The 12,315-nt window shown below is 73.1% G+C and carries 11 protein-coding genes; 2 read left to right on the forward strand and 9 right to left on the reverse strand.

What is annotated here, in order from left to right; translation table 11 throughout:
• The first annotated feature begins 46 nt into the window (after positions 1-46).
• Positions 47-1,225, forward strand: coding sequence for a Gfo/Idh/MocA family oxidoreductase (locus O7614_RS18715; protein WP_278139751.1), 1,179 nt, complete (start codon positions 47-49; stop codon positions 1,223-1,225).
• Positions 1,226-1,307: 82 nt separating this feature from the next.
• Entirely contained in the window at positions 1,308-2,033 is a 726-nt protein-coding gene (locus O7614_RS18720) for an HD domain-containing protein (protein ID WP_278139752.1), read from the forward strand.
• A 377-nt stretch (positions 2,034-2,410) separates the two neighbouring features.
• Here O7614_RS18720 and O7614_RS18725 read toward each other — a convergent pair whose 3' ends face one another.
• The 9 genes from O7614_RS18725 to O7614_RS18765 form a co-directional block, all read right to left on the reverse strand.
• Positions 2,411-3,190, reverse strand: a complete 780-nt coding sequence (locus O7614_RS18725; RefSeq protein ID WP_278139753.1) for a BTAD domain-containing putative transcriptional regulator — start codon at positions 3,188-3,190, stop codon at positions 2,411-2,413.
• 137 nt (positions 3,191-3,327) lie between these two features.
• Positions 3,328-4,455, reverse strand: coding sequence for a hypothetical protein (locus tag O7614_RS18730; protein ID WP_278139754.1), 1,128 nt, complete (start codon positions 4,453-4,455; stop codon positions 3,328-3,330).
• Between the two features lie 13 nt (positions 4,456-4,468).
• Positions 4,469-6,814, reverse strand: coding sequence for a hypothetical protein (locus O7614_RS18735; protein ID WP_278139755.1), 2,346 nt, complete (start codon positions 6,812-6,814; stop codon positions 4,469-4,471).
• A gap of 11 nt (positions 6,815-6,825) precedes the next feature.
• Positions 6,826-8,262: a baseplate J/gp47 family protein gene (locus O7614_RS18740; RefSeq protein WP_278139756.1), complete on the reverse strand. Its 1,437-nt coding sequence runs from the start codon at positions 8,260-8,262 to the stop codon at positions 6,826-6,828.
• Entirely contained in the window at positions 8,255-8,788 is a 534-nt protein-coding gene (locus O7614_RS18745; RefSeq protein ID WP_278139757.1) for a hypothetical protein, read from the reverse strand. Before O7614_RS18745 ends, O7614_RS18740 begins: the two co-directional genes overlap by 8 nt.
• Before the next feature lies 1 nt (position 8,789).
• Complete coding sequence (locus tag O7614_RS18750) at positions 8,790-9,113, reverse strand: hypothetical protein (RefSeq protein WP_278139758.1); 324 nt, start codon at positions 9,111-9,113, stop codon at positions 8,790-8,792.
• A gap of 10 nt (positions 9,114-9,123) precedes the next feature.
• On the reverse strand, positions 9,124-11,151 hold the full coding sequence (locus tag O7614_RS18755) for a hypothetical protein (protein WP_278139759.1): 2,028 nt from the start codon (positions 11,149-11,151) through the stop codon (positions 9,124-9,126).
• Positions 11,148-11,813 carry a hypothetical protein gene (locus tag O7614_RS18760; protein WP_278139760.1) on the reverse strand — a complete coding sequence of 222 codons (666 nt, stop codon included), beginning with the start codon at positions 11,811-11,813 and terminating at the stop codon, positions 11,148-11,150. Before O7614_RS18760 ends, O7614_RS18755 begins: the two co-directional genes overlap by 4 nt.
• Positions 11,813-12,313 (reverse strand): hypothetical protein, encoded by a 501-nt coding sequence (locus O7614_RS18765; protein ID WP_053659787.1) that lies wholly within the window; start codon positions 12,311-12,313, stop codon positions 11,813-11,815. The genes O7614_RS18760 and O7614_RS18765 overlap by 1 nt, the downstream gene beginning before the upstream one ends.
• Between the last annotated feature and the right edge of the window lie 2 nt (positions 12,314-12,315).

Genomic DNA, 12,315 nt, shown 5'->3' on the forward strand with positions numbered 1-12,315 from the left:
ACCCTGGCCGGTGCCCGATGAACGGTCCCACGCCGGCCGGTGGGTGGTGAGCGGGACGACGGCCCCGCCCCGGGTGGCGGTGATCGGGGCGAACGGGCATGGCCGGTGGCATCGGCGGGTGCTCGCGCCGCTGCACGCCGACGGCCGGCTGCGGCTGGTCGCACTGGTCGACGTCCGGCCGGTGCAGGACGATCCGGCGGCACCGGTGCCTCCTGGCGTCCAGGTGTTCACCGACCACCGGGCGATGCTCGCCGCCACCCGGCCGGACGTGGTGGTGATCTGCACACCGCCGCACACCCACCTGGCGATCGCCCGCGACGCGCTGGCCACCGGCGCGGACCTGCTGTTGGAGAAGCCGCCGGTGCTGTCGCTGGCCGAGCACGAGGAGCTGACCTGGGCCCTCGCCGCCGCCGGACGGGTCGCCCAGGTCGGCTTCCAGGCGCTCGGTTCGGCGGCCCTCACCGCGCTGACCGACGCGCTGGCCGCGGGCCGGCTGGGCACCGTCACCGGCATCTCGACAGTGGCCGCGTGGCAACGGCCGGACGCCTACTACGCCCGCTCCCCCTGGGCCGGTCGTCGGAGCCTGGACGGCCGACCGGTGCTGGACGGCGCGCTGGCCAACCCGCTCGCGCACGCGGTGATGCAGTGCCTGGCCGTCGCCGAGGCGCTCGGCGGGGCGACACCCTGGCCGGTGGCGATCGAGGTGGAGCGCTACCGGGTCCGCCCGATCGAGGTCGAGGACACCGCGGTGCTGCGGGTCCTGTTCCGCGCCGGCCCGCCGATGCTGGCGGCGGTGTCGCTGGCCGCCGAGGAGTTCGTGGCCGGCGAGGTGGTGGTGACCGGCACGGCCGGTCAGGCGGTGCTGGAATACCCGACGGACCGGTTGCGGCTGCCCGGGGACGTGGTGACCCGCCGGGTGCCGGGACGGTCGGGACTGCTGGAGAACCTGCTCGCGCACCGGGCCGACCCGGCCGGCGTGCCGTTGATCGCGCCGCTGTCCCGTACCGCGCCGTTCACCGCGCTGCTGGACGCGTTGCGGGCCGCCCCCGAGCCCCGGCTGCTCGACGGTGACCTGGTGACCACCGTCGGCGAGGGCGGGGAACGGGTACGTCACCTACGTGGCGTGGTCGACGTGCTGCGTCGGGCGGCCGAGCGGGGGGCCCTCCCGAGCGAGCTGGCGGTGCCGTGGGCGGTCGCCGCGTACCGCGCCGAGGTGACGGGATAGTCGGACGACCCACCGCCGACTCACCGTCGGGTCGGCGACGTAGGGGCCCATCGATGTGGTGAAGATCGGCTATAAGTGACGCATGGACTTCCCGCCGCACCTGGGCAGCATGCCGATGCACGCGATCACCGAGATCCACGGCGAACCGGGCCTGCTGGAGCGTTTCCGGTTGGAGGTCCAGCAGTTCGACGACGCCGCCCGGGCGCGGCTGACCGCCGCGCTCGATCTCGCCGCCGCCCTGCACCGCGACGACCGACGCGTCCGTGAGCCGTACCTGAACCACCTGTTGCGGGTGGCGATCCGGTTGATGCACCACTACCAGGTGCGGGACGTGGACGTGATCGTCGCCGGTCTGCTGCACGACGCGGTCGAGGACCACCCGGTGGAACTGGCCGAGGGTGACGCGGGGGCCGACCCGACCGGGGCCGCGTTGAGCGCGCTCGCCGCGCGGTTCGGACCGCGGGTGGCCACCCTGGTCGCGGCGGTCACCAATCCGGTGTACGACCCCGAGCGGGACCGCAACACGCAGTACCGGGAACACCTGGCGGTCAGCCTGGACCGGGAGCCCTGGGCTCGGGTGATCAAGGTGTCGGACTTCACCGACAACGGGGTGGGCGTGATCCACACGGTCGGGCCGAAGGTGATCTCGTCGGCCCGGAAGTACCGGCCGCTGGTGCCGCTCTTCCGGGATCTGATCGGCCGGCCGGACACCCCGCTGTCACCGGCGGTGAAGCGGCACATCTTCGGCCAGCTCGACCTCGCCGAGGAGCGTTTCAGCGCCATCCTGGACCAGCCCGCCCGCAACTGACGGTCACCACGCCCAGCGACCCGGCGCCACGACGAGTCCTCGCCCTCCGACCACGTCGACCCGCGCCGAAACCCGGCTCGACCAGGGCGCAAGCGCGGAGTTCAGCACACCACCCACCCCACCCCCACCTGCGACCTCCGGGTCCTTTGCTCTGCACCCACGGACGCACCAACCACGGAGCGTTACCGTCGCCTCGGTGGGTGCAAAGCAAAGGACGCAGGGTGGTGTCCGGTGGGTGGTGATGACTGGCCGTCACGGGCGGGCAGATGGGTGGGCAACCGGGCCGTCCAGTTGCCGGGCTACCGGGGCGGCCGCGCCGCCGGGATGGCGCCGCGCCGCCGGGGCGGCCGGGCCGTCGGTAGAGCCGTCCCGGCCGGTCACGGATACGGGACGGTCGCACCGGTCAGACCGGCGCGCACGAGCTGCTCCAACCAGGGTGTCGGGGCGACCCCCAACTCCCGGCCCAGGTCGGCGCGGAACAGCTCGAACCGCCGTACCGCCTCGTTGATGTTGCGCTCGGCCAGGTGCACGGCGATCAACGTACGGGTGGCGCTCTCCCGCAGCGGCTCCAGGTGCACAGCGGTCAACGCCACCTGCACCGCCTCGCCGTACCGGCCCTGCGTGGTGAGCCGCTCGGCGAGCGCCTCCAGCGCGTACAACTGGGTCTGGCGCAGGCGTTCCCGCTCGGTCAGCACCCAGTCGTCGTACCAGCCGGGCAGCAGCTCGCCGGTCGTCAGCGTCGGCGCGCCGGGGCCGACGTCGACCGGTGATCCGCCGGCCAGCAGCGCCGCGGCAGCCGCGCCCAGGGTGGCCACGTCGCTGGTCACCCCGGCGGCCAGGGCCAGCCGGTCGTCCTCCTGGACCAGAGGCTCGGGGGCCACCCGGTGCAGCCGCCACAGCATGGTACGCAGGTTGGCGCGGGCGCGATCCTCGTGCGAACCGGGCCAGAGCGTTCCGGCGGCTTCGGACCGGGCACAGCGCTGGCGGACGCCGAGGTAGGCCAGCAGTCGGCGGGCACCCTGCGGCACCGCCACCGCCCGTCCGTCGCGTTCCAGGCCGAACCCGCCGAGCAGCCGTAACGCGTACCGGGGAGGCAGCGCCACGTCCGACTCGGATATCCCGGTGCGATGGTCCTGCGTCACCTCGTGAACAGCCATGCATGCGCCTCTCACACCCGATCGCCCCGTGGGAGTTCCACGGTCGGATGTGGACGATCGCGACGCCAGCACAGTGTCGTCACACCGACCCGGCGAGCGGCGGGGATCAACCGTTCGCCGGAGTCGGTGCCAGCCGTTCAGCGCAGCTTGCTCAGCGTCTGGGCGTACCCGGTCCACTCGGCGGCGTCGCCGACGTCGGCACGTACCCCGGCCTCCTTCATGATGCCGAGCACCTGCTCGGCCGGCGCGTCGGCCAGCTTGCCGAGGGTGCTGATCCCGGCGCGGGCCAGCGCGGCCCGGGCCTTGGTCGGCACCCCGGCGAGCATGGCGATGTCGGCGTCCGCGACGTTCTCCAGTTCGGCCTCGATGCCGAGCGCGGCGGAGACCGCCGACTGGGCGCCGACGGTGGTCCGGACGATGACGGCCTCCCGCTCGCTCACCTCAGCGAACATCGCGTCCAGGCTCGGATAGCTGGTGTCCGCCGGCAGCACCTTGAGCACGTCGCGGATCGTCCGGCCGTCGGCCACCTCGTCCTCCCCGAACAGGCGAATGAACTCCACGAGTTTCACCTCGCGGGGGAAGCGCTGCCGGACGTCGCCGTGCTCGGCGGTGTACCGGGCGAGTTGGGCGGCGCCGCGGACCTTCGGTCCGACCACCACGTCCACCCCGAGGGTCTCCACGGCGGGCAGCACGATGGTGCCGGCCTTGGTCTGCCAGATGCTGACCTTCTTGTCCATGAACATGGTGGTGCCCATGTACTTGCCGAAGTCCAGCGAGCCGATGTAGTTGGGGATCTGTTCGATCGTGAACGGACCGGGGACGATCTTGTTCTCGTGCACCGTCGAGTGCAACCGGTTGATCTCCGCGCGGATCTCGTCGAGCAGCCGACGCAGGCTGACCCGCATGGCCGCCATGCAGGAGAACGCCTTGGCCAGGTCGGCGCCGAGGTGGTCCAGGTCGTGCTCGATGCGGTGGAACCGCTCGTTGAAGCCCTGCTCGCCGGGGGTCTGCCCGGCCTGCACCACGTCCTCGCCGTCGACCCAGTCGGAGTGGGCGAAGGTGCGGGCGAACGGCGGCGGCGCGCAGCCCGGCTCCACCGCGGGGAACGACTCGGCGTAGCTGAACACCCGCTTCGCGGTGCCCACGTTCTCGTAGATCCAGGACGAGACCAGCACGCTGGCGTCCGAGGCCGAAATGCCGTGCTTGGTGAACGCCTCGTACAACTCGGTGACGGTCACCCCGTCGTAGTTGATCTGGCTCGCCATGATGGTGTCCCTCTCAGAGCTGGTCGTACACGCCGCGGTGCCGGCGCTGCTGGAAGGTGCGGAAGGTCCGGGCCACCGCTGGGCGCAGTGGCTCGGCGGTGCCGTCGTCGTCGAGGTCGACGTGGTCGCGACGAATGGCGAACGTGTTGACCTCCACGCCGAGCGGGCAGACCCGGGTCAGCGCGTTCATCAGCCGCTCGTACTGCGCCAGGGTCAACGTCACCCCGTCGGGCAGCTCCACCCGGAACTCGTACGGGTCGGTCAGGCCCGTCCGCACGTAGGAGAGCGCCACCACGGCGACCAGGCCGGCGTGGGTGGGCCGCAGCACGGTCCGCGCGCCGACCGCCTTGATCTCCGCGGTGCCGCCGCCGAGCCCCACGGTGTACCAGCGGAATCCGGTGGCCCGGCGCTCGGCCAGGTTCAGCCCGGCCTGCGGCAGGCCGATCACGCTGCACACCAGAAGCACCCGGTTGCCGGACTCGACCAGTGGCAGCGCGGCGGCGAGGTGCTGGTCGCGCAGCAGTCCGACCAGGCGGGCCAGCCGATCACCGGCGGCCGGCTGGCCGGCGATCAGCGCGGCGGCCAACGCCGCCGGCAGTTCGATGGTCTCCACCAGCTCGTCGGGGAGCCGGTTCAGCGCGGCCACCACCGGCGCCGGGTCCCGCACCGCCGGCAGCCCGGCGGCGGCCAGGACCTGGTCGATCGGCTGCCCGGCCGGCCGGGTCGGTACCGCCGCCCACCGGGTGCGGGCCACCGCGTCGGTCAGCGGGTTCCAGGCCGGCTCACCGGCGCTGGTCCAGGCCGCCCCGGCCGCGGTCAACCCGGCCAGCAACAGCGCGTTGCCGCCCGGGTCGCCGGGCGCGTGGAACTGCGCCTCCACGTTCGTGTTCGCGCCGACCGCCGCGCTCAGCGGCGCGGTCACCGCCAGCCCCCGGGTGGGCAGGTGCGACAGGTACATCCGGGTGGTGCTGATCCGGTGCGTGGTCGGCAGCCCGCACACCCGCCACAACCACGCCACCTCGCCGTCGGCCGCCACGGTGGGCACACCACGCGCCCGGGCGGCGGCGATCAGCGCCTCGGCGGTCCGGTCCGCGGTGACCGCGCGCCCGGTGTCCAACACCCGGTTGCGCAGGTCGGTCGCCTGCGCGGGGGTCGGCCAGCTCACGTCCACGCCGAGACCCAACTCGTAGCGGCTGCCACCGGCGTCGTCCTGGGCCCGGGTCACCTGCCACACGATCGACGAGCCGAGTGCCCGGCAGACCCGTCCCGCCCGGTCCAGGGCGGCGGCCAGCGGCGGCGCGATGCCGTGTGTGCTGTCGAAGGCGTACGACTGGCGCAGACTGGCCCGCAGCGCGGTGATCGCGGTCAGCCGGCTGGCGGGCAGTGCCCGGCCGGCGTGCACTGTGTTGTTCGGCGGGGTGTTCGCGGGCAGGACGAGACGGTCGCGGCGCAGTTGGGCGAGGAAGTTCGTGCGGTGCTGCGGATCGCCGGCGGCGACCAGCCGGATGGCCACCGCGAACCGGTCGTCGTCCTCGCGCACCGTGAACCGTGCGCCGCCGGGCAGGTCGGCGAAGAGTCCGGCGTTCGGGTCGGTGTCCGCGCCGGGTCCGTTGAGCAGCTGGCGTACCGCACCCGGGGTGGGCAGCAGGAACCGCCGGTAGAGCCCGAGCCGGTGGGCGTACGCGGTGTCCGGTTCACGGGCCGGCGGGGCCAGCCGGCGGGCGTACACCTCACCGTTGGTCGGCTCGTGCACCAGTTCGTCGACGAAGCGGGCCACCCCGACGTCAGCGCCGATCCGGTCCAGCGCGTCCCGCCGGGCGTGCGCCAGGGTGCGGTAGGCGTGCACCTCCCGGGCCGCGCGACGCAGCCGGTGCTTCTCGTACGACACCAGGTACAGCAGCCGACCCAGGTTGCCTTCCAGCACGGCCAGCTCGACCAGCCCGGTGAGCGCCGCACCGGTGACCGCTGTGGCGGCGGCACCGTCGATCGCCCGTTCGGCGGTGACGGCGACGGCGAACGAGGCGACCAGCGGTTCCTCGGCGGTGTCCGGGACGTACGCGGGCACCGACGCCCCGGCCGCCGACCAGGGCGCGAAGACCACCGCTGGCAGCACCCGCTCCCCCGCACCACCCGGGTCCACCGTGACGGTAACCCGCACGGTCTCCTCGGCCAGGTCGCCGCGCAGCACGACGGTGAGCAACGGATGCCGGCTGGTCCAGTCCACCACCGCGGTACCGGTGCCGGCGACCGGCACCACCACCCGCCGGACGGTGCCCGGGTACGGGCCTTCCAACTGGTCGACGAGGTTTCGTTCGACGGACGGGTCGGCGCCGTCCACCGGTACCCGGATGTCTGTCATGGGGCCCCCGCTCAGACGATCCGGAACGGCCGGGGGTCGTCCCGGTCGACGTAGACGGGCACCTGGTTGGTGGCGAGCACCGCGTTGTCGCCGACCGGCAGTCGCTGTACGCCGTCGCCGGTGGGCGCGCTGCCGGTCACCACCACCGCCGAGTCGGCCGGGAAACGGACCAACCGCAGCTCGCGGACGTCCGCGACGCCCGGCTCGTTCATCAGCGTCCAGATCACCTCGGCGGCCCGGACCGGCTCGCCGAAGGGCAGCTCGTCGACGTAGCGACACAACCGGGCGTGCAGCCGCGCGCGGAGCTCGGTGGCGGCGGTGGACGCGTTCACCGTCTCCTTCGAACCGGTGGGCAGTGGCAGGCCCCGGATCACCAGGTCGGCCTCGACGCCGATGCCGACCTCGTCGGCGCGGTCCACCGAGGCGAAGATGCCCACCGGGCGCAGGTCTTCGATGACCGACTCGACGGCGGCGTGCAGCCCGTCCGGGCCGTCCCAGATGGCGGCGGCGGTCGGCGCGACGAGCACCGTGACGTAGTACGGGTTGCCCAGGTCACGTTCGGTGCTGAAGACCCGCTCGATGAAGTTGAAGTTGCCGAAGATGGACTGGTTGAGGTCCAGGCCGCCGCGGCCGTCGAAGACCTGCACCTGACGGACGCCGGGCACGGTGGCCACGGCCAGTCCGATGGCCTCGGCCGTCCAGATGGAGCGGGGCGCGGCCAGCAGCAGTTGCCGGTAGCGGGCGTCGGGGACCTGCTGTTCGCCCCCGGTCAGCGCGACGGTGTGGGTGATCTCCACCAGCTCCGCCCCGGCGGCCTGTTCGGCGTCGTCCAGGTCGGCCAGCAGGGTGTCGGCCCGGTTCCACCTGTCGATCTTCTGACTGGGCTGGGTCGGGTCGAGGTTGTGCGCCGGGCCGGGGTAGAACGCGGCGACGGCCGGCACCCGTTCACCGACGGCGGCGGAGAGCACCACCGTCTCGTCCAGGGCCACGTGGTGCCCGCCGGGTGTGGACAGTCGGGCGCCCCGGGGCAGCGTGAGCTGGGTGCGCCCGGTGGGCAGGGCGCCTTTCAGTTTCACCGTCACCGTGCCCCGGGCCTGCAGGTACGGCCGGGGTATGCCGAGTTCCTCGCCGAGGCGGGTCAGCGCGTCGGCGGTCGCCGACACCACGTACGAGTTGTCGTAGACCGCGCCGAGTGCCGCCCACAGCCGGGCGTCCTCCAGCGCGGCCAGTTCGAGGACCTTGCGCAGCACCGCGCCGCTGGTCAGGTCGATGTCGTCACCGAAGAGCAGCCGGGCGGTGGCCAGCTTCTCGGCGAGCAGCCGGGCGAAGGACTTCGGCACGAAGCCGCTCTCGACGATGCCGAAGCCGGTCGAGCCGGTGGTCCGCAGCGCGGCGGCGTCGACGGCCAGGACGTCGGCCAGCTCGGCCGGGAGGGTGGGATCAGACATGGGGCAGCTCCCCGAGATGCACCGAGAGCCGGTCGTCGGTGATGGTTTCGAACTGGACCTGGACCTGGAGGGTGCGAGACGAGCGCAGCGCGGCGCGGGCGGCGTCGGCAGCGCCGTCGGCGCTGTGCTGGCCGTTGCCGGTGGCACCGACACCGAGCCGGCCGTCGTCGAGGTTCACGTCCACGATCTTGCGAACACGCGGGTCACGGTCGAGCAGGGTGATGATGCCGACGCGTACCTGTTCGCGGATCAGGTTCGGCTCGATCTGCTCGGCGAGGGCGTTGAGGCCGTCGAAGCCGAAGGTGGCGTCGAAGACGTTGGAGCCGCGCAGCGTGGTCAGTGCCACCGCGAGGCTCTGGGCCACGTTGTCGGTGCCGGCGACCAGGGCCAGCACCCGGCCGTCGGGGCCGTCGTCGAAGACGACGTCGCGGGCCAGGTCCACGCCGGGCATGGTGGGTTCGAAGGCGAGGCCCCAGCCGAGGTAGCGGCGCTGGGCCGCCTGTCGTTCCCGCTCGGTCCGGTCCATCTCAGACCGCCTTCAGCTTGTTCTGCCCGGCGCTGGCGGACAGTGCGGGGGTACTGCCGTTGGTGGCGCCGCCGAGGGTGTCCAGCGCCACCCCCTCGTCACCGACGAGCAGCTTCGTGGCGGCACCGGTCGCCGAGACGACCTTCTTGCACTGCACGGTGGAGCTGCTGTCGGTGATCGTGCAGCCGGTCACCGACTTCCCCGTGATGCCGTCGAGACGGGTCACCGGGACACGGTCGACGGTCAACCTGCCCTGCCCGGCCGGGGAGACCTTGCCCTGGCTGGGGCAGTGCACGTCGCTCGACGTGGTGAGCACGAAAGCCATGTCACTCTCCTCAGTGGACGTTCATCGCGTTGCTGACGTCGACGTCGACGTCGTCGGCGGCGATGTTGACGGTGCCGCCGCTGATGTTCACCGCGCCGTCGCCCGCGTCCAGGTCGATCCGGGTGGCGGTGATGGTGATCGAGCCGTCCTGCTTCATCACGATCGACGAGCCGCCGCCGGCGTGCTCGATGGTGATGCTGTCGGCGTCCTCGGCGCGTTCCGGGCGCTGACCACGACCGTGCAGCTGGGCCCGGCCCACCCGCACGGTCAGCTCACCCAGCTCGATGACCCGGTTGCCGTCTCCGTCGGTGAGGTCGTGCGTCACCTTGCCGTCGTGGTCGGCGGGCACCACCGTGTCCCTGATCGACGAGCGACTGTTGGTGGCCACCCCGACCGGCAGCGACAACCACCAGTCCCCCGGTTCGGAGACCGGGGCGTGCCCGGTGGGCCAGAGCGCGCCCACCTCCACCGGGTCGTCCGGCGCACCGTTGCGGTACGCCAGCGCCACCCGGGTGCCCGGGTAGCGGGGCAGGATGAGCCCGCAGCCACCCCAGGCGAACGGGGTCAGATAGGTCACCCCGGGCAGCGGGGCGGGCTGCTCCCGGCGGACCGGCAGGCGGCGGGCACCGTTGGGTCGACCGTCCGGCCGGACCAGCCCTTCCCACACCGTCTCGGTCTGCGCCGGTGGCTCCACCGCTCCGCTGGCGTTGGTGGCCGCCGCGCGTACCTCGCCGATCTCCAGACCGCGCGTCTCGCCCCGGGCCGCCCGGGCCGCCCGGCGCACCGCCTCCGCGGCGGCCACCCCGGGCGACGACGTCGGGCCGGCCGGTTCGGCCGGGGCCGCACCCGAGGCGTCGCTCCAGCTGTCCCACGCCTGGGCGCCCGAGGTGACCTCGACGCCCTGCACCACGGTGACGAAACCGGCGGTACGCGACAGGGTGTGCCGGGCGGCGCTGAGGTAGAGCAGTTTCGCCCCCGCGCCCAACTCCCCGGTCGACGGGGCGAACGGGGCGGCGAACGAGCCGAGCAGCGCCGCGCCGACGCTGCCCAGCGTGGTGGCCTCGTCCACCGCCGGCGGGTCGAAGCACACCAGGTCGCCGGGCTTCAGATCCGGGCGACCCTTCAGGGTCAGGGTCCACGCCCGACGGCGCGGCGCGGCGGTGCCACCGGCCTCGGTGGCCGCGTACGGGTCGGTGTCCTGGCTGCCGTTCTCGGTGCACGCCAGCAGGCCGGTGGCGAGGGTGAGTGGCTTGGGCTCCCCGTCCGGGTACGGGATCGGGCGCTTACCGACGTGCACGGTCCCGTCGCGGATCAGCAGCATTCCCCGCCCGTACGCGTTGAGCGACTGCTGCAACGCGCCACCGATCCGGTCCAGCGCGGCCCGGTAGAGCAGGCCCGCGCCGAAGGCGACCCGTTCGTCGCCGGCCGCCTCGGTGGCGCCCCGGGTCATCGTGCCGTCCGGGTCGGCGCCCCAGGTGGCGATGTCCACCCGGGTGCGTTCGGCGATGGCCCGGATCGCGGCGCTGAAGGTGGCCGCCTCGAACCGTTCGGCGACGCGCTGCCCGAGCCGGGCGTACGCCTGCTCGACGAGGGTCAGCTCGGTGTCGTACGTCCGGTCGCCGGTGAGCCGGCGTACCTTGGTCACCCGCAGCACGGCGACCAGCGCCTGGGTCAGCTCGGCCGGGGTCGGGCCGGCGTTGACGCCGACCAGGTTGGTGAAGAACGCGCCCACCGAGGTGTTGGCGTCGCGCCAGTACAGGTGCAGTTTCGCCACCAGCGGCGGCTGCCCTTCGGCGGTGCGCAGCGCGGCGAAGTGCTCGTCGATCAGCCCCTGCACGGTGACCGTGTACGCGCCGGGGCCGAGCCCGTCGGGCAGCGCGGCGTCGATGGCCGCGTAGTAGTCGGCGCTGGACAGGGTGAGCGCGGCGTCCTGGCTCAGCCCGGTCGGGGTCTCCCGGTGGAACGTCAGCGTCCAGCCGGCGTCGTTGCCGACCGCGCCCTGGCGGACCTGACCGGTCTGGAACGGCGTGAGCGTCAACGCAGCACCCTCCTCAGCTTCTTGTCGAGCAGGTAGCGGTAGCGCAGCCGGCCGGGGCCCAGCTCGGATTCGACCCGTTGGGCGGGTGGACGGCGACGCCAGACGAACTCGTTGATCGGCGGCGGTCCGAACTGGTCCACCGCCCGGTCGGCGCGCCGCCAGGCCAGCGCGACGGACGAGCCGTAGTCGCCGGATCCGCGTACCGTCCCGGCGTGCAGCAGCCAGCTCAGCACCAGCAGCTCCACGGCGATCGGAGCTGAGCCGGCGGCGGTCGACGAGCCGGTGTCGGTCGTCAGGCCGGCGTCGGGGCAGACCCGGCGCAGGCCGGCCGCGAGCGGCACCGAGCCGAGGATCCGGGTGCCCTGGCGGACGACCAGGCGCAGCGGCACCCGGCCGACCAGCACGGGTGGCCGGGGTGTGGTCGGCGGCGCGGGTCGCGGAGCCAGGTCGTCGGCGGAGCTGCTCACCACGGCGAGCGGGTCGGTGTCCAGCCACTGCCGGGCCAGCCCGGTGGGCAGGATCAGCACCGCGTGCACACCTGCGCCCAACTCGACGCGGTGCGGGAGGCCGGCGGTGAGGCTCTGCCGCACCTCGGTGAACCCGTCGGGCACCTCGACGGGCGTCTCCGGCAGCAGGTATCTGTCGATCGGGAACGGTGGCATCAGTTGCCCAACCCGTCGGCGAGCGCGCCGACTCCGATGCTGGCCACGTCGAGCAGCTTGCCGAGCAGGCTGGGACGGGGCACGTGGACGAGGGTGATGGTGGTGTCCAGGACGTCACGGCGGGCGGCGGAGGCGTTGAAGGTCAACGACTGCACCTGCATGTCGGTGCGAATGGTCATCGAGGTGACCAGGATCAGCCCGCCGAACTTCCCCCCGGAGTACGCCGCGAGGGCGGTGCCGCGTTTGCTCGCCTCGGCCATCGTCTCCAGGGCGAACTTCCAGGCGTAGCGTTCCGCGCCGACGAGCACCCCGGTCAGCGTGATGGTGTCGTCGTGGGTGGCCACGATGGCCTTGTGGGCGGTGGACCCGATCGGGGGCAGGTGGTACGTCTGCGCGAGGGAGATGGCGGTGACCGCCCACAGTGGGATGGGCAGCACCCCGTCGCTGATGATCGCCGACGGCACCGTGCCGTACCGCATGAAGCTGCTGGTGATGGCCATGC

Source organism: Micromonospora sp. WMMD961 (assembly GCF_029626145.1).
Taxonomy (GTDB): domain Bacteria; phylum Actinomycetota; class Actinomycetes; order Mycobacteriales; family Micromonosporaceae; genus Micromonospora.